At 69.4% G+C, this 16,811-nt stretch carries 14 protein-coding genes; 8 read left to right on the top strand and 6 right to left on the bottom strand.

Annotation, left to right across the window (positions count from 1 at the left end):
• Nucleotides 1–76: 76 nt before the first annotated feature.
• From EZ313_RS03330 to EZ313_RS03315, 4 genes are all read left to right on the top strand, one after another.
• Nucleotides 77–895 carry an alpha/beta hydrolase gene (locus tag EZ313_RS03330; RefSeq protein ID WP_135261790.1) on the top strand — a complete coding sequence of 273 codons (819 nt, stop codon included), beginning with the start codon at nucleotides 77–79 and terminating at the stop codon, nucleotides 893–895.
• 117 nt (nucleotides 896–1,012) lie between these two features.
• Nucleotides 1,013–2,227 (top strand): efflux RND transporter periplasmic adaptor subunit, encoded by a 1,215-nt coding sequence (locus EZ313_RS03325; RefSeq protein ID WP_135261789.1) that lies wholly within the window; start codon nucleotides 1,013–1,015, stop codon nucleotides 2,225–2,227.
• Nucleotides 2,228–2,246: 19 nt separating this feature from the next.
• Nucleotides 2,247–5,477, top strand: coding sequence for an efflux RND transporter permease subunit (locus EZ313_RS03320; protein ID WP_135261788.1), 3,231 nt, complete (start codon nucleotides 2,247–2,249; stop codon nucleotides 5,475–5,477).
• A 14-nt stretch (nucleotides 5,478–5,491) separates the two neighbouring features.
• Nucleotides 5,492–6,931 (top strand): efflux transporter outer membrane subunit, encoded by a 1,440-nt coding sequence (locus EZ313_RS03315; RefSeq protein ID WP_240788517.1) that lies wholly within the window; start codon nucleotides 5,492–5,494, stop codon nucleotides 6,929–6,931.
• Between the two features lie 192 nt (nucleotides 6,932–7,123).
• On the opposite strand, the gene EZ313_RS03310 is transcribed toward EZ313_RS03315, so the two are convergent.
• Together EZ313_RS03310 and EZ313_RS03305 are read right to left on the bottom strand one after the other, a co-directional pair.
• Nucleotides 7,124–7,783, bottom strand: coding sequence for a VWA domain-containing protein (locus tag EZ313_RS03310; protein WP_135261786.1), 660 nt, complete (start codon nucleotides 7,781–7,783; stop codon nucleotides 7,124–7,126).
• A 10-nt stretch (nucleotides 7,784–7,793) separates the two neighbouring features.
• The gene (locus EZ313_RS03305; protein ID WP_135261785.1) at nucleotides 7,794–9,239 is read right to left on the bottom strand and encodes a hypothetical protein; all 1,446 of its coding nucleotides are present in this window, start codon (nucleotides 9,237–9,239) and stop codon (nucleotides 7,794–7,796) included.
• Nucleotides 9,240–9,402: 163 nt separating this feature from the next.
• Here EZ313_RS03305 and EZ313_RS23745 point away from each other — a divergent pair, with 163 nt between their 5' ends.
• A complete protein-coding gene (locus tag EZ313_RS23745) occupies nucleotides 9,403–9,654 on the top strand; it encodes a tripartite tricarboxylate transporter substrate-binding protein (protein WP_338106284.1) in 252 nt (83 codons plus the stop codon).
• A 350-nt stretch (nucleotides 9,655–10,004) separates the two neighbouring features.
• Here EZ313_RS23745 and EZ313_RS03295 read toward each other — a convergent pair whose 3' ends face one another.
• From EZ313_RS03295 to EZ313_RS23685, 4 genes are all read right to left on the bottom strand, one after another.
• Nucleotides 10,005–11,600, bottom strand: a complete 1,596-nt coding sequence (locus tag EZ313_RS03295; RefSeq protein WP_167772487.1) for a PQQ-dependent sugar dehydrogenase — start codon at nucleotides 11,598–11,600, stop codon at nucleotides 10,005–10,007.
• Nucleotides 11,601–12,552: 952 nt separating this feature from the next.
• Nucleotides 12,553–13,080, bottom strand: coding sequence for an N-acetyltransferase (locus tag EZ313_RS03290; protein ID WP_338106282.1), 528 nt, complete (start codon nucleotides 13,078–13,080; stop codon nucleotides 12,553–12,555).
• A 130-nt stretch (nucleotides 13,081–13,210) separates the two neighbouring features.
• Nucleotides 13,211–13,819 (bottom strand): hypothetical protein, encoded by a 609-nt coding sequence (locus tag EZ313_RS03285; protein WP_135261782.1) that lies wholly within the window; start codon nucleotides 13,817–13,819, stop codon nucleotides 13,211–13,213.
• A 68-nt stretch (nucleotides 13,820–13,887) separates the two neighbouring features.
• Nucleotides 13,888–14,019, bottom strand: a complete 132-nt coding sequence (locus tag EZ313_RS23685) for a hypothetical protein (RefSeq protein ID WP_276606939.1) — start codon at nucleotides 14,017–14,019, stop codon at nucleotides 13,888–13,890.
• A 346-nt stretch (nucleotides 14,020–14,365) separates the two neighbouring features.
• On the opposite strand from EZ313_RS23685, the gene EZ313_RS03280 reads away from it, so the two are divergent.
• Genes EZ313_RS03280 through EZ313_RS23170 form a run of 3 tightly spaced genes read left to right on the top strand, consistent with a single transcriptional unit; the run spans nucleotide 14,366 to nucleotide 16,767 of the window.
• Complete coding sequence (locus EZ313_RS03280) at nucleotides 14,366–15,322, top strand: universal stress protein (protein WP_135261781.1); 957 nt, start codon at nucleotides 14,366–14,368, stop codon at nucleotides 15,320–15,322.
• Entirely contained in the window at nucleotides 15,322–16,599 is a 1,278-nt protein-coding gene (speE, locus tag EZ313_RS03275; protein ID WP_135261780.1) for a polyamine aminopropyltransferase, read from the top strand. Before EZ313_RS03280 ends, speE begins: the two co-directional genes overlap by 1 nt.
• A gap of 30 nt (nucleotides 16,600–16,629) precedes the next feature.
• The gene (locus EZ313_RS23170) at nucleotides 16,630–16,767 is read left to right on the top strand and encodes a hypothetical protein (RefSeq protein ID WP_167772486.1); all 138 of its coding nucleotides are present in this window, start codon (nucleotides 16,630–16,632) and stop codon (nucleotides 16,765–16,767) included.
• Nucleotides 16,768–16,811: the final 44 nt, after the last annotated feature.

The raw sequence follows: 16,811 nt of genomic DNA, 5'->3' as shown, positions 1-16,811 counted from the left end.
TTGTTCATCGCCCGGAAACACAGAACTGGCCGGCGGCTGCTTTATCCGCAGAGATTGCGTGCCTATCCTTCGCGTCATGGCTGCCCCTGCGTCCACACCTGGCTTCCGCGTCCTGCCCGTCCCCGGGCTGGGCCGCGACGTCCGCGTGTGGGGCCGCAAGGCGCGCGGCAAGGCGATGCCGCTGGTGCTGCATTTCCACGGCGGCAGCTTCACCACGGGCGACCTCGACAGCGGCGCGCAGCTGGCAACGCTGATCGCCGGCGCCGGCGCAGTGGTCGCGTCCTTCGACTACCCGCTCGCGCCGCAGCACCGCTTTCCCGAAGCGGTCGAGGCCGGGTATGCGGTCCTGCTGTGGCTGCACCGGCAGCGCACGGTCCTGGCGGGCCGCGACGCGCCGCTGCACGTGGCGGGTGAGGAGGCCGGCGCCAGCCTTGCAGCGGCGGTGGCGATGATGGCGCGCGACCGGCGCCAGCCCGCCTTGGCCGGGCAGATCCTCGTCTCACCGATGCTCGACCCCTGCACCGCCACGCCGTCGCTGCGCGACAAGCTGGGCGAACAGGTGGAATGCCGCTGGGCCGAAGGCTGGCAGAACTACCTGCGCGGTCCGATGGACGCCGAGCACCCCTATGCCGTGCCCGGCCGTGCGCGGCGCCTGGTCGACCTGCCGCGCACGCTGGTGCTCACGGGCAGCGACGATCCGATGCGCGACGAGGCCGCCGCCTATGCGCAGCGGCTGCGCGGCGCCGGCGTATCCGTGACCTGCGCGATGCTGGAGGTCCCCACCGGCTGGCCCGAGTCGCTCGAGCACGCCCTGCCGCAGGACTGTCCGTGCGCCGGCCAGGCGTCGTGCCGGCTGGCCGACTTCTTCCAGGCGCCGATACCGCCGCCCAGCTAGCGCGCTTCACGCGCGCGGATGTTCGCGCGCCCCTTGACCTTGCCCCCGTGGCAGGCCGAACGATGGCCTGCGGGGCTCGCTCGTCCCGAAAAGAATCGTCCCGAAGGAAAGATCGCCATGAAGAACCTGTTCGAACGCTCCTCGTACCGGTGGTGGGCCGCCGCCGGCACCATGGCGGTGGCCGCCGCCGCAGCCATCGTCTTCACGCCCCGGCAAGGCGCGCATGCCGGCGCGCCGCCGTCGGCGCCCGCCGCGGTGCCGGTGTCCGTGGCCACCGTCGCGGAGCACGAGGTCACCACCTGGGACGAGTTCTCCGGCCGGCTCGAGGCGGTCGAGCGCGTCGAGGTGCGATCGCGGGTGGCCGGCGCGGTGCAGGCCGTGCACTTCCGCGAGGGCGCCATCGTGGGCACGGGCGACCTGCTCGTCACCATCGATCCCGCGCCGTACGCCGCCGAGGCCGAGCGTGCCGAGGCGCAAGTGGCCGCGGCGCAGGCGCGCCTGACGCACGCCGGCAGCGAACACGCCCGCGCGCGCCGGCTCTGGGAAGAGAGCGCGATCGCGCAGCGCGAGGTCGACGAGCGCGTGAACGGCCTTCGCGAAGCCGAGGCGAACCTGCGCGCCGCCCAGGCGCAGTTGCAGGCCGCGCGCCTGAGCCTGTCGTACACGCAGGTGCGCGCGCCGGTCTCGGGCCGCATCGGCAAGCTGGAGGTGACGGTGGGCAACCTGGTGGCCGCCGGGCCGGGCGCGCCCGTGCTCACCACGCTGGTGTCGGTCAGCCCGATCTACGCGAGCTTCGAGGCCGACGAGCAGACCATCGTGCGAGCGCTGCGCGAGCTGCCCAGCGGCGCGAGCGCGCGGCAGCTGGTCGAGCGCATCCCGGTGCGCATGGAAACGGCGGCCGGCAGCGAGCGCGCGCACGAGGGGCGCCTGCAGCTGATCGACAACCAGGTCGACGCCCGCAGCGGCACGATCCGCGTGCGCGCCGCTTTCGACAACCCCGACGGCAGCCTGATCCCCGGCCAGTTCGCGCGCATCCGCATGGGACAGCCCAAGCCTTCGCGCGTGCTGCTGGTCAGCGAGCGCGCGGTCGCAACCGACCAGGACAAGAAGTTCGTGCTCGTCATCGGCGACGGCGACAAGGCCGAGTACCGCGAAGTCGCGCTCGGCGCGCCGGTGGACGGGTTGCGCGTCGTGCGCAGCGGCCTCAAGGCCGGCGAGCGCATCGTGGTCAACGGCCTGCAGCGCGTGCGCCCCGGCGCGGTGGTCCAGCCGCAGCCGGTCGAGATGGCGGCCCGCCCGGAGGCGGCGCCGCAGACGGTCGCCACCCGCTGACCGGCGCGAAAGGCCTGCCATGAACTTCTCGCGCTTCTTCATCGACCGCCCGATCTTCGCGGGCGTGCTGTCGGTGCTCATCTTCCTGGCGGGCCTGATCGCGCTGCGCGGCCTGCCGATCTCCGAATACCCCGAGGTGGTGCCGCCCACCGTGGTGGTGCGGGCCAACTATCCCGGCGCCAACCCGAAGGTGATCGCCGAGACCGTGGCCACTCCGCTGGAGGAGGCGATCAATGGCGTCGAAGGCATGCTCTACATGAGCAGCCAGGCCACCACGGACGGCCTGCTCACGCTCAACGTCACCTTCCGCCTGGGCACCGACCCGGACAAGGCGCAGCAACTGGTGCAGAACCGCGTCTCCCAGGCCGAGCCGCGGCTGCCGGAGGAAGTGCGCCGCCTGGGCCTGTCCACGGTCAAGAGCTCGCCGGACATCACGATGGTGGTGCACCTCGTCTCGCCCAACGGCCGCTACGGCATGGACTACCTGCGTAACTACGCAGTGCTCAACGTCAAGGACCGGCTGGCCCGCATCCAGGGCGTGGGCCAGGTGGGCATCTGGGGCGGCGGCGAATACGCGATGCGCATCTGGCTCGATCCGCAGAAGGTCGCGCAGCGCGGCCTGTCGGCCGGCGACGTGGTGCGGGCGGTCCGCGGCGAGAACGTTCAGGCCGCCGCGGGCGTGGTGGGCGCCTCGCCGGGGCTGCCGGGGGTGGACACGCAGCTGTCGATCAACGCCCAGGGCCGCCTCACGAACGAGGAGGAGTTCGGCGACATCATCGTCAAGACCGGCCCCGAGGGCGCGGTGACCCGGCTGCGCGACGTCTCGCGGCTCGAGCTGGGCGCGGCCGACTATTCCCTTCGCTCGCTGCTGGACAACCAGCCCGCGGTGGGCATCGGCGTGTTCCAGGCGCCCGGCTCCAACGCCCTGGAGATCTCGGCCCAGGTGCGCGCCACCATGCAGGAGATCGCCCGCGCCATGCCCGAGGGCGTGGAGTACCGCATCGCCTACGACCCGACGCAGTTCGTGCGCGCCTCGATCAGCTCGGTGGTGCAGACGCTGCTGGAGGCGATCGGGCTGGTGGTGCTGGTCGTGATCCTGTTCCTGCAGACCTGGCGCGCGTCCGTCATCCCGCTGCTGGCGGTGCCGGTGTCGGTGGTGGGCACCTTCGCGGTGCTGCACCTGCTGGGCTTCTCGATCAACGCGCTCAGCCTGTTCGGCCTGGTGCTGGCGATCGGCATCGTGGTCGACGACGCCATCGTGGTGGTGGAGAACGTCGAGCGCAACATCGAAGCGGGACTGTCGCCGCTGCAGGCCACCTACCAGGCGATGCGGGAGGTATCGGGGCCGATCATCGCGATCGCGCTGGTGCTGGTGGCGGTGTTCCTGCCGCTGGCGTTCATCAGCGGCCTGACGGGCCAGTTCTACCGGCAGTTCGCCGTCACCATCGCGATCTCCACGGTCATCTCGGCGATCAATTCGCTGACGCTGTCGCCCGCCCTGGCGGCGCTCCTGCTGCGCGGCCACGACCAGCCCAAGGACGCCCTCACCCGCTTCACGGACCGCTGGTTCGGCTGGCTGTTCCGCGGCTTCAACCGCGCGTTCGGCCGCGGCGCGCACGCCTACGGGGACGGCCTGCGCGGCGTGATCGGCCGCAAGGCGCTGATGCTGGGCCTGTACCTGGTGCTGGCCGCGGCGACGTTCGGCCTGTTCAAGGCGGTGCCCGGCGGCTTCGTGCCGGCGCAGGACAAGCAGTACCTGATCGGCTTCGCGCAGCTGCCCGACGGCGCCACCCTCGACCGCACGGAGTCGGTGATCCGCCGCATGGGCGAGATCGCCCAGAAGAACCCGAATGTCGAGAACACCCTCGCCTTCCCCGGCCTGTCGATCAACGGCTTCACCAACAGCTCCAACTCGGGGATCGTGTTCGCGATGCTCAAGCCGTTCGAGGAGCGCCGCAACGCCGACCAGAGCGGCGCCGCGGTGGCGATGCAGCTCAACCAGGCGTTCTCCGGCATCCAGGACGCGTTCATCGTGATGTTCCCGCCCCCGCCGGTGCAGGGCATCGGCACCACGGGCGGCTTCAAGCTGCAGCTGGAGGACCGCGCCTCGCTCGGCTACGACGCAATGGACGCGGCGGTGAAGGCCTTCATGGCCAGGGCATCGAAGGCGCCGGAGCTCGCCGGGCTGTTCACCAGCTGGCAGGTCAACGTGCCGCAGCTGTGGGCCGACATCGACCGCACCAAGGCCCGCCAGCTGGGCGTGCCCGTGCAGGACATCTTCGACACGATGCAGATCTACCTGGGCAGCCTGTACGTCAACGACTTCAACAAGTTCGGCCGGACGTACTCGGTGCGGGTGCAGGCGGACGCCGCCTATCGCGCGCGCGCAGACGACATCGGCGCGCTGAAGGTGCGCGCGTCCTCGGGCGAGATGGTGCCGCTGTCGGCGCTGATGAAGGTGCGCGAGAGCTACGGGCCCGAACGCGCGATGCGCTACAACGGCTACCTCTCCGCCGACATCAACGGCGGGCCGGCGCCGGGCTTCTCCTCGCACCAGGCGCAGTCGGCCGTCGAGCGCATCGCCGCCGAGACGCTGCCGCCGGGCATCGCGTTCGAATGGACCGACCTGACCTACCAGGAGATCCTGGCCGGCAATTCCGCGGTTTGGGTGTTCCCGCTGGCCATCCTGCTGGTATTCCTCGTGCTGGCCGCGCAGTACGAGAGCCTCACGCTTCCGCTTTCCATCATCCTGATCGTGCCCATGGGCCTGCTGGCCGCGATGACCGGCGTGTGGCTCTCCGGTGGGGACAACAACATGTTCACGCAGATCGGGCTGATGGTGCTGGTGGGGCTGTCGGCCAAAAACGCCATCCTGATCGTGGAGTTCGCGCGCGAGCTGGAGTTCGCGGGACGCACGCCGGTACAGGCGGCGCTCGAGGCGGCGCGGCTGCGGCTGCGGCCGATCCTGATGACCTCGTTGGCCTTCGTGATGGGTGTGCTGCCCCTGGTGCTGTCCACCGGCGCCGGCTCGGAGATGCGGCAGGCCATGGGCGTGGCCGTGTTCGCGGGAATGATCGGTGTGACGGCTTTCGGCCTGTTCCTCACCCCGGTCTTCTACGTGGCGCTGCGCCGGCTGGCCGGCAACCGCCCGCTGCGGCAGCACCAGCCCTCCACCCACGTCGACCTGCCGCAGCCCGCCGGCGCCGGTGGTGCCGCGCGCGTCGTGCCCGCGGCACCCCACCAGGAATGAACACGGAGTCATCCATGAAGCAACTCGCATTCGCCCCGCTCATGGCCGCGCTGCTCCTGGCCGGCTGCGCCACCGCGCTGCCGCCGCTGCCGCAAGCCGCGCCGGTCCCCGCGCAATTCAAGGAAGGCGCACGGTGGACCGTCGCCGGCCCCGCCGAGGCGCAGGACCGCGGCGAGTGGTGGAAGGCCTTCCGCGACCCGCAGCTGGACCGCCTCGTCGAACAGGCGGGCGAGCGCAGCACGGCGTTGCAGGAAGCCGCCGCGCGGCTCGCGCAAGCGCGCGCCCTCGTGCGCAGCGCGCGGGCCGATCGCCTGCCGCAAGTCGGCGTGGGCGCCAGCGCCGTGCGCCAGGCCGGCGCCAACACGCCGCAAGGCGCGACGCCCGGCACGCTGCTGCAGGCGGGCGCCAGCCTGTCGTGGGAGCTGGACCTGTTCGGCCGCCTCTCGCGCGCGCAGCAGGCCTCGGTGCTCGATGCGCAATCGCGCGAAGCGCTGCTCCAGAGCACGCGCCTGCTGGTGCAGGCCGAGGCGGCGCAGCTGTACCTGTCGCTGCGGGCGCTGGACGCCGAGCGCGCCCTGGTGCGCGAGACCGTCGCCGCCTACGACGGCACGCTGCGCCTGACGCAGCGCCGCCACCAGGCCGGCGACGTGGCCGAGCTCGACGTCGTGCGGGTGCAGGCCGAACTCGCGGGCACCGAGGCCGACGCGCTGGCGCTCGATCGCCAGCGCGCGCAGCTGGAGCACGCGCTGGCCGTGCTGGTGGGCGAGAGCGCGTCCGCGTTTTCGCTCGAGCCGGCCCCGTGGACGAGCGCGCTTCCCGTGATCCCGGCCGGCGTGCCGGGCACGGTGCTCGCGCGCAGGCCGGACGTCGCGGCCGCGCAGTCGGCGCTGCTGGCCGCGCAGGCCCGCGTGGGCGTCGCGCAGGCGGCCTGGTTCCCCGACGTGGCCCTCACGGCGGATGGCGGCTTCGCCTCGCCCGAGCTGGGCGACCTGTTCAAGTGGTCGGCCCGTGCGTGGTCCATCGGCGCGCTGTTGTCGCTGCCGCTCTTCGACGGGGGGCGGCGCGAGGCCGCCGTGCAGTCCGCGCAGGCGCAGCTCGATGCGCAGCTGGCCCAGTACCGCGGCCAGCTGCTCGAAGCCTTCCGCGAAGTCGAGGACCAGCTCGCCGCGCTGCGGCTGCTGGACGAGCAGGCCAAAGCCCAGGGCCGCGCCGTCGGCTCCGCCCTCCGCGCGAGCGCGATCTCGGAAACGCGCTACCGCAATGGCCTGGTGAGCCAGCTGGAACTGCTCGATGCCCGCCGCAGCGAACTGCGCAACCGCCGACAGGCGCTGCAGGTGCGATCGGCGCAGTACCAGGCGACCGTCGGGCTGATCCGCGCCATCGGCGGCGGCTGGGAGGCCACTGCTCCCGCAGGGCAGGAGGGCGCGGAGCGCCGGTTCGCGACGGCTCGTTGAGCGTGCGCGGCCTGGCCGATTCGCGCATGCCCAGGCACGAACATGCGCTGATCGCCGCCTGCCGGCGCCGGCACCCCATGATTCACGGAGCTACGGGGCCGGTGGCACCGAGGTCCGAGAGCAATGCTTTCCGCAGCACGACTCGGACATCCACGAGGCTGCCGGCCGCGTGTAGGAAATCAGGATATGCCGCTAGGCCCTCACCAGAATGCGATCCAGGCGCTGCAGGTCATTGATCACGCGCCATTCGGACGCACCCGCTTCCCGCACGCGCTTCTCCCAGGCATCCAGCCGGCCGAGGTAGCGGCGCGGATCGGCGTTGTCCGTGTCGAGCTTGACCACGTTGACGGCCACGACGCGTATGTTCTTCAGGATGATCGGGAAGTCGCGCTTGGTGCCCTTTCCGAGTTCCTCCTGCATGTCGGAGAAGACGATCATGGTCCTGGTGCCCGCGCCGGTCTCGTTCAGGTACTCGGCACCCTGCAACAGCCCGCCGGTGATGTCGGTGTAGCTGCTGCCGGTGATGCCCCGGAATGCCGTCGCGATGCTGTCCTTGAACGCGCGCTTCTGGTTGTTGGCGTGCGACGGCCGGGTGTCGAACGTCGCCTTGGCCACGATGTCCTTCTCGCTGAAGCTGCGGCTCGTGACGCGCCCCACGGCCAGCGAGTCGCCGGGCTGCAGCGTGCCCAGGAGGTAATTGATGATGAGCTGCGCCTTCCCGGCCTCCTGCGCGTAAGTGCCGGAGGTGTCGACCAGCATGTAGACCGCATGCGCCTGCTCGCGCGGGTCGACGCAGCCGGTGCCAACCAACCCCAGCGCCGGCAGGGCGACGAGGAACTGTCGCTTGTTCATGGCTGTTCTCCTAGGCGTGCGTGTGTTCGAACCGGGGCGTCTTGCCGCCTTCCGTGACCGCCCGAGGGCGCTTCACCACGCGCTCGATGAGCAGCGGCACGGCAATCAGCACGTCGTACAGGTGCACCAGCAGCCGGCTCGCGTTGCGCACCAGGTTCGCGGCCGCCCGCAGCGCCAGGGCCGCCGTGCGGACGAGCGCCATCAGCAGCACGCCGCCGACCGTTCGCCCCGAGTGGATCAGCGACTCCAGCGGGATGGCGATGAAGGCCAGCGCGAACGGCAGGATGAAGCCAAGCAGCATCTGGCCGGCCGTGGGAATGCTGCCGACCCAGCCGTCGCTCGCGCCGTGCGCCTGCATCGCGGCGAGCGACTGGATCAGCGCCTGCTTGTCGGCGATCAGCAGGTCGCGCATCAGGGCCAGCGCCGCCTCCACGCCCGCCAGGATCACCAGCAGCGTCAGCGCGATCCACATCATGCGCTTGCGCGTGCGCTCATTGAGGCTGGCGATACTCGGGAACAGGTGGGTGATGTGCATCGCTTCCAGCAGGAACAGGCCCATCGAGGCTTCGACGCAGACGATCACCAGCGCCGCCACGTCGGAAGTGCGCAGCGAGCCGGTGATGTAGTCGCTGGCGCCCACCATCTCCGACATCGGCAGCGCGATCAGCTTGCAGTTGATGAAGGCACCGCCGGCCGCCACCAGCATCACCAGCAGCGCGATGGCGAATTCCGTGAAGGCCGAGACCGTGAGCGTGTGCTGCGCCTTGTCGGTGCCGGCGACGATCTGCTCGTACTTCGCCATGTGGTCGTCGACGCCCCTGACGCTGTTCTTCACGTCAGCGACGTTCTTCTCCACTTGCTGCAGGTTCTTGTCCACGGACCGCCAAAGGGGCAGGAAGCCGCCAAGGATCTTGTGGCGGGACTCGTAGGCTTTGCGGTACTCGCCCATCGCCTTCTCGTGGGCGGCGCTGACGGAACGATTGAGCTCTTCGAGCACCCCGGTGATCACTTCGCTGCCGATCGACTGGACCTTGGCCATGGCGGCCACTGCTTCGGCCCACTCCGGCGGTGTCGGCGGCACCTCGCCGCACTTCTTGTAGTCGTCCTCGAGCCGGGTGATGTCCTCCAGCAGCTTGCGTTGCATCGCGGGATACCCCTGCAGCTCGCGCGTGACCAACGCGCCCAGGCGCTCGAACTCGCGCTTGACGCGAGCGCCGGCGTCCTGGCGGCCCTTTGCCAGCAGCACCGCCTTGTTGCGCTGCTGCAGCTCCGCCACCGCGGTGGACAGCCACCGCGCGGCCATGCGCAGTGGTCCGCCCACCGCGTGGCCTATCGAACGGATCAATGCATGCATCGGCGCGCGCGCCGCGTACATGAAGGCCATCGCTACCGCGGCCAGCAACAGCATCGAGGCGCCGGCATTTCCGGGCCAGACCATCCAAGCTTGAGCACTCATTTCTGACTCCCCTTTTCGTCCTCCAACGTAGTGCAGACAGGCGCGAAAGGCTCGACCGAACTGATGAGTGGTGAACTACGCCGTACCCGCGGCGCGGAACCGCACGCTTTGTGGACAACTAGACAGGCGCGCCACGTTCGTTACGAGATGTTCGACGCAGAAGATGCCGAACTTCAACGTGCAGGTATGGCGCGGCCTTTATGCGCCCCGTGGCACTCCGCCTGCCGTTCTGGCGAAGCTGAACGCCGCATTGCGCGCAGCGCTCAAGGATCCCGAACTGGTCAAGCGCCAGGAAGCCTTGGGGCCGACCGGCAGCGACAACCCGGCTCGACCGTGCAGGCCACCGCAAGTGCGTGGAGGCGGAAACGGCGCGCTGGAGCAAGGTGATCAAGAAGCCGGCGAGTTCGCCGACTGAACTTGCTTGGCGACCCTGCACCTGCTTGAACAAGGCGCGGCATCCCGGCGCAGTGACGTCGCCGCCTGGATCAGCCGCTCAAGCTGCGCCTGCGTTGGAGCCTGCGCGTCGCCACTTCGCGCTCAGCGGAGACTACTGCCTGTTCGGCTGCCAGCCATGCCTTTGCGCGCGGTCGGGATTCCGTCGCGCGCTTCCGAACGCGGACGTAGAGGGAGGCCGTGCAGCGTGGCCGTGTCCAGCAGGGCGCCCGCCCGCTTATGCCGGCCGCAGGGCATCGCGGCCGGCATTGGCTAGAACCCCGGATCCCGCTTCACAGCCGGACCATGCCAGCCAGGCAGCGAGAACGTTGATCAGTCGCGGCAGTCGGAGTCCGGCGCGCACCGGGGCACGATCTTCATGATGATGCCGGTCTCCTCGAACGGGATGCCTGCCTTGCTCGAGAGCACGTACAGCTCACCGGCGGCGTCTTCGCCGAAGCCGTGGACGAACACGTTGATGCGGCCGTTGACCAGGTTGAGCACGCGCGGCGTTGCGTCTTTCGGATTCGGGTTGAAGTTCGGGTCGTGGTAGAGCACGGAGCCGTTGCCCGAGTTGGGCCGGTGCGAGTAGTCGCCGAACACGTAGCGGCCGCGCAGCGCCGGGATGGCCAACCCGCGGTACACGAAGCCGCCGACCACCGCCACGCCCTCGTCATGGTCGTACTCCGCCACCGGGTCGATCAGGCCGGCAGGTTGGCCGGGTGAGAGCGCGAACGGAAAACCGTCGGACGCGAATCCGAAGAGTTCGAAGCCCGCCGGATCGAACAAGTACCGGCCTTCCTTGACGCGCCAGCCATAGTTGCCGCCCTGGAGCACGGGACCATCCACCTCCTCGACGTGGTTCTGTCCGACGTCGGCCGTCCAGATGTCGCCGGTACCGCCCAGGTCGGCGCGGTCCGAGGAGCCGCGGAACGGGTTGCGGAAACCCAGCGCGTAGATGTCGCCCGGCGCGAACGAGGGCGAGGTCCGGGCTGGGTTGATGCGCAGGATCTTGCCCAGCGGGTTGCCCGGGTTCTGGGCGTTGCCCTGGGGGCCGTGGCCGATGCAAGGGCCCTCCCCGATCAGGCCGAGCTGCTTGTCCTGGTCGTCGGCACAGCCCCCGTCGCCGCTGGTGACGTAGAGCAGGTTGCGGTCGTCAGGTCGTGTGCCGAAGAAGATCGCGCCGCCGTTGTGGTTGAACTGCGGCTGGATGAAGGTATAGACCTCGCGGACCATCTGGGGCACGCAGGCGGCCGTGGCAGGCTCCTCCGAGACCGGGCCGCGCGTGAGATTGGCGGGGATGGCATTGAGGCGCCATTCGCGGATCACGCTGCGGTGGTTGGGCTGGCCGAGCGGGTTGCATCCGGCGCAGGGTTCCGACGTGTAGGTGTAGAGCAGGCCGTTCGCCTGGAACTGCGGATGGAAGGCCGCGCCCAGAAAGCCGCGCTCGTCACCCGGGATGAGCGGCACTAGCAGGTCGCGCGTGTTCAGGCACAGCGCCTTCGCGCCCGTGCGCACGTCCACCGCCCACAGGGGTCCATCCTGGTCGACCACGTACAGCGTTTGGGGCTGGCCGGGCGCAAAGGTCCCCCAGTTGGGAGCGGTCAGGCCGTTGCCCTCGGAGATCGTCTGCAGCTCGACCTGGATGGCGCCGTTGCGGATGCCGCCCGGAATGGGATCGTCGATCGGTTCGCGCCGGGTCGAGCGGTCATCACCACCGCGTCCGCTCGCCAGCACGCTCTGTTCCGCGCCCGGCGCGGAAGAACCGTTGCCACCTCCGCAAGCCACCAGCATCGCGACACCGATGCCCAGCGCCGCACGTTTGAGCAAGGACGTCCAGCCGCGCCGCTTGCCCAAAACATCCAGTGGCGTTGGGTGGAAGCCGTCGAGGGCCGCGGAAATTCCTGGAAGCTTGCTTCTCTGTGTCATGACGGTCTCCTGGGTTTGTTGATCTGCCCGGCAATGCCGCTCGGGCGAGCGGGCGCGCACCCTTGCATGTCGCGTGCCCGTCATGCAGTAAGAGACCTCATCCAGGGCCGGACGGGGCAATGAATGAGTACCTGATCGATGCGCAGGCGCCCCGGTCGGATCGGGTCCTTTTCTCCTGGGGGACCTCGCCCACCCACTGGGCCAAACCCCCCACTCGGGCGCGACCTGTCTCGGCTCCTCATTCGGAGGCGAGAGTCTTTGCCGCAGACGTACTGCTTGCACCGGTCGAGCCCGATGCGGCTCCCGAACGACGATCAATTTGAGGGATTGGGCGGGAAGGAGAGACCAGCGCTCCCCGAAAGGGGACGGATATCTGCATGACCTTTCCTCTCTCCATGAGCCGCTTCGGATCAGGGCCGCAGTTACAGAGCAGCGCGGGAACTAGACCAGTGTTCGCCCCGACATTCGCGACATGTAGCCCGCTCTAGCCGCTGGATCCGAATCAACCACTGTTCAGCAATCCGCCGGTCATGGCACTTGTGATCGAAACCGGGCCTATAGCAGGCAACCGTGCAACGTCCGACACCTCGCGCGGCCGGAGGTCAGCAGGCTGAGCTATACATCGCGAGTCATGAGGGCGGGCGGACGCCCGTACACGCGCGCCGCGAAGGGGCGCTCGTCCGGCTAGCGTTTCTGATACCGCTGTATCTCGCGGCTCTGGTCTGCGGGATGCTTCGGACTTCAGCTGCCGCGCGAATACAGGCAGGGACAGTGCGGCGCAGATACGATTCGTTCCTTGGATCCCTCTGTCCATTAGAGGGCCGAGCGCTGCAAAGGTGACAACCTGCATGCCCTCAAGGTGCATCCACGACGCTCTGCGGGAAGCGAACTGCAACGTGCTGGTCATGCCGTCGAAGTCACCGGGCACCGCGTAGCGCACCGCCAGCGGCGGTCAGATCACTGCTTGCGCGGCCTCGTCCACCCGCGCACCGGTCTCGCATGCGAAGCGATCCAAGGTCCAGCCGCGGCCAAGCAGGATCATCCGCGCGTGGAAGTCAGCCAGCAGCGCCGGTGCGATGTGCCGCCCCAGATAGGACAGCTTCCTGTCCCTCAGGTCGACGTAGCCAAGCTCGTAACGCGCAGACAGCGAATGCCACAAGGAGTGGGCTGCGACCGACTGCCTGGCACCCGTGATCAGGCACATCCCGCGCTCCAGGGCCCACCTGTACACCGCGGACCCGATGCCACGGCGCTGGTAGTGCCGGGAATACTTCGAGTGCGGCGCCCGCAGGTGCAGGTCGGCCTGGCGGCCGAGCTCGACGAGCCGGTTGAACACCGTGTATCCGGCAAGCTGCCGGCGCGCCAGGTCCTCCACGTACACGTACTGCTCGCCGTCCGCTTCCCGGTAGCGGAACGCGAATCCCGAAAGGGGCGTGCCAATGGTCGGCAGCCCGCAAAGCGGATCGCCGGCGCGGCGCATCCGCGCCTGCAGTCGCCTCAGTTCGGACTCGACGCCCCAGGGCGGAAGCAGGACGTCGATGCGAAGCTCGGCGAACGGGCGTGCCGGCGGAAAGCCGGAGGGTGCAAGACAAGCGTGCATGCTGCCCTCCTCAGGCCGGGCGAGAAGCGCCGGCGCCGCACCAGGAACCGCTGACCAGGTTGCATGGGCGCGCGCTCGCGCTGACGATCCCACCTCCGACGACGATCCAGCGTGCTCGCAGCCCGCCTTTCGCCGCCAGGTCGCGCGATGCCCGGACAGCGCCGCGCGAGCGCACTTCGTCGCCCGCGACGATGTCCGATCCGGCGACGATCCCGCCGTCGCTGAAAATCGAGCGCCCCGCGCGAAGCAGGCCACTTGCTTCGATGCCACCTCGTGCCCTGATCGTTCCCGCGAAGACCACTGCGTCGGCCTGCAGGAAGTCGACCTCCAGCAGCGTGTTGGTCGGGCCAAGCTGATCGAGCAGCCAGCAGGCATCGTCGATCCGGCCGGCTTCCACCAGCGCGTCGAGGATCTGCTGGTAGCCGCCCAGCTGGTCATGGTGGCGCAAGTACCAACGCAGGCCGTCGGCACACGGGCTCTTGGCCCGGATGAAGTTCCTCGTGAAGTCCATGAAGCAATCGCCAGCGGCGCATGCACGCACGCCCTCGACGGCCGGTCGGCCCGCATCGTCGACGGTCTGCCATGCAGCGCCCACGCCGCTCGCCTTGACGAGCGGCACGTTCGCGCGGGGTTCTTGCCCGGCGGTCGAAAGTCAGCGCTTGAGGGGTGAAGGGCCGACCGTCGGGCTCAGGGATGTGCGGCGGTTCGGTGCTGAATCCGCGCCGCCGGCGCAATGGCCGGACGCAGGCCGTCCCACGCGCGCAGCATGAAGAGTGCGCGCGCGGATGCTGCTCGATCGACGGCGATGGCGAAATTCATCACGACGTGAGTATCGGCCACTGCAAACCGGAACAGCCAAATCTGGCAAGGAACGACAGGTCTTTCCCGGCGCGTGGAACAAATCTGCCGGGCCAGCCTACACTGACCCCGTGAACACGACGCCCTCCCTCTCCTTCGCCATCCGCCCGCGTGCTTGCGCGTCGCGTCAGGCAGGCGGGCGCCATGCGGTGCTCGTGGACATGGAATCCCAGCGGACCCCGCAGCCGACAGCACTTTCCTGAGCCCGGCGATTCACTCCCAGCAACGCGCAACCTGAATCGCCGGGCCCACCCCGCGCCGGTGCGCCTGCCCGCGGCAGGCGAGACCCTCTCACCAGGAGTGCGTCGTGGGTGCCATTCCTCTTTCCGGGCAGACGCTCGAGCTCTTCCATCCCATCCGCCATGATCCCGTGGCCCCGCCTGCGCCCGACGACGCGCAGTCGCCGTTCCTCGCAGGCCGCTGCGTGGTCGTGCTGTCGGACACGACACTGGACGGCATCAACGCGGTCTGGCGCGCCGCGCTGATCGCCCGTGACCTGGGCATGCCGATGCACTTGCTGCAAGTGAATGCCGGGGAGGACCTGCCATCAGCACGGGCGCGCGCCGGCCGCCTCGCCCGCCAGGCACAGCACCGGCTGGGCGTCGCCGCTGCCGGCAATGCGGCGCAGGGGGACGTACGCGAGCTGCTGGCGGGTCTCGCCCCGCCGCCCGGTCTCGTGGTGCTGCCCTACGAGCGCGGCAACGCGTTCACCGAATGCCTGTTCGGCACGGCGGCCGAGAGGCTCTTCCGCTCGGTGTTCATGCCCACGCTCGTCGTGCGGCGCCCCGCGTCCGCCCGCTACCGGCGGGTGCTGGTTCCGGTGACGCTCGACGACGCCGCCGCCGCCCTGATCGGAGCAGCCCAACGGATCTCGCGCGACCCGCGCATCCGCGTCATGCATGTCCTGGGCACGTCCCAGGAACAGACGCTGCGGATCGCCGATGCGCCGGAACATTCGCTGCGGATGCAGCGCCAGCGCAGGTCCAGCGACGCTTATCGAGAACTCAATCGCCTGATCGCGGGGGCAGGAGCGTTGGAGCGCGCCGCGGCGCTGGTTTCCTTCGGCCACCCCGCCATGCGGGTGCTGGAGGTCGCGCGCGCCAGCCGCTCGCAACTCGTGGTCGTGGGCAAGCAAAAGGGGTCGATCCTGGGCCAGCTGCTCGCGGATGGCGTCTGCCACCGGGTGATCAGCGAGGGCAGCGCCGACGTGTTGATGCTGCCGCTGCCGGACCGTGAAGGCCCATTGCGCAAAGGATGCCTCTGATGGAAGGACTGCACCTGACAGCGGACCTGCACGGCTGCCGCTGCGATCCCGCCCTGCTCACCGACCGCGCCCGGCTGGCCGACCTGTGCGCGTCGCTCACCATCGGCGCCGGTCTGACGATCGTCGCGCAGCGCTGGCACAAGTTCCCCGACCATGCGGGTTCTCCCGGCGGAGTGACCGGCATGCTGCTGCTGGCCGAGTCGCATCTCGCCGTGCACACCTGGCCGGAAGTCGGCGGCGTCACCCTCGACGTGTACGTCTGCAACTTCACCGGGGACAACTCCGGCAAGGCACGAGAACTGATGTCGGCGCTCGAGCATGCATTCCAGCCCGGGCGCTCGCGACGGCAGCAACTGCGCCGCGGCAGGCCCGATGCGGCGGCGGGCGATCCGGATGAGGTTGTCCTTGAAGCGCTGAATGGCGAAAGCGTGTATGGCTTTCGTTTCCAGCGCCGGCTGCTCTTCACGCGCACCCCCTACCAGCGGCTCGAACTGCTGGAGTCCTCCCAGCTCGGGCGCACTCTGCGCCTCGACGGCCGCTTCATGACCTCCGAGGCCGACGAGTTCTTCTATCACGAGGCACTGGTCCACCCGGTCGCGCTGGTCCATCCGTTTCCCGAACGCGCCCTGATCCTGGGCGGAGGCGACGGTGGCGCCGCCGAGGAGCTGCTCAAACACGGCTCGGTGCGGCACGTCACACTGGTCGAGCTGGACGCCGAGGTGATCGGGGTGGCGCGACGCGAGCTCGCCAGCATCCATCGTGGCGCGCTCGACGACCCGCGCGTGCAGATCCTGTGCGAGGACGGCGATCGCTTCGTCAACGAGACCGAGGAAACGTTTGACCTGGTGTTTCTGGACCTCACCGATCCCGAGACGCCAGCCGGCCCCATGTACACGCAGAACTTCATGGGCCGGCTCAAGCACATCCTGGCCCCTGGAGGCGCGGTGGTGCTCCACCTCGGCGCGCCGTTCTTCGAGGGTGAGCAGGTTCGTTCGCTGCTTCGCTCGCTGCGTCGCACGTTCCGGATCGTGTCGCCCTACGGACTGCACATCCCGCTGTACGGGGCCTACTGGGGCATGGCCGTCGCGTCCGACGACCTGGACACGCTCTCGCTGTCGCCGTTCGAGCTGGCCGAGCGCTTGCGGCGCAGGGCGATCACCGACCTGCGCTACTACAACCCGCAGGTGCACGACGGGCTGTTCGCGCTGCCCAACTTCTACCGCGCGCTGTTCGCTGACGAACCGGCTGTCACCCGGATGAACCACTCGGAGGATTAACCTGGATACGCAACCCACGATGAACGCACCTTGACCGAGCTCGACTGCACGCGAGTGAGTGAAGTGCTGGTGATCAGCACGCGCTCGACCGGCAGCAACAAGGCCGCGCGAAGGGCGGCCCTCGTCGCGCGGGAGCAAGGTTGGGGCTTGGTGTACTGCGCCGCGTGAAGCGTCACGCCATGCACTCAGATAAGCTCTGAACGCATGGTGCC

It is taken from the genome of Ramlibacter henchirensis, assembly GCF_004682015.1.
Classification (GTDB): domain Bacteria; phylum Pseudomonadota; class Gammaproteobacteria; order Burkholderiales; family Burkholderiaceae_C; genus Ramlibacter; species Ramlibacter henchirensis.
This window is presented reverse-complemented; position numbering and strand designations above follow the sequence as displayed.

Coding starts and splice junctions, on each gene's coding strand:
- EZ313_RS03330 (WP_135261790.1), top strand. CDS start 77: ATGGCTGCCCCTGCGTCCACACCTGGCTTCCGCGTCCTGCCCGTCCCC.
- EZ313_RS03325 (WP_135261789.1), top strand. CDS start 1,013: ATGAAGAACCTGTTCGAACGCTCCTCGTACCGGTGGTGGGCCGCCGCC.
- EZ313_RS03320 (WP_135261788.1), top strand. CDS start 2,247: ATGAACTTCTCGCGCTTCTTCATCGACCGCCCGATCTTCGCGGGCGTG.
- EZ313_RS03315 (WP_240788517.1), top strand. CDS start 5,492: ATGAAGCAACTCGCATTCGCCCCGCTCATGGCCGCGCTGCTCCTGGCC.
- EZ313_RS03310 (WP_135261786.1), bottom strand. CDS start 7,783: ATGAACAAGCGACAGTTCCTCGTCGCCCTGCCGGCGCTGGGGTTGGTT.
- EZ313_RS03305 (WP_135261785.1), bottom strand. CDS start 9,239: ATGAGTGCTCAAGCTTGGATGGTCTGGCCCGGAAATGCCGGCGCCTCG.
- EZ313_RS23745 (WP_338106284.1), top strand. CDS start 9,403: ATGCCGAACTTCAACGTGCAGGTATGGCGCGGCCTTTATGCGCCCCGT.
- EZ313_RS03295 (WP_167772487.1), bottom strand. CDS start 11,600: ATGACACAGAGAAGCAAGCTTCCAGGAATTTCCGCGGCCCTCGACGGC.
- EZ313_RS03290 (WP_338106282.1), bottom strand. CDS start 13,080: ATGCGCCGCGCCGGCGATCCGCTTTGCGGGCTGCCGACCATTGGCACG.
- EZ313_RS23685 (WP_276606939.1), bottom strand. CDS start 14,019: ATGAATTTCGCCATCGCCGTCGATCGAGCAGCATCCGCGCGCGCACTC.
- speE (WP_135261780.1), top strand. CDS start 15,322: ATGGAAGGACTGCACCTGACAGCGGACCTGCACGGCTGCCGCTGCGAT.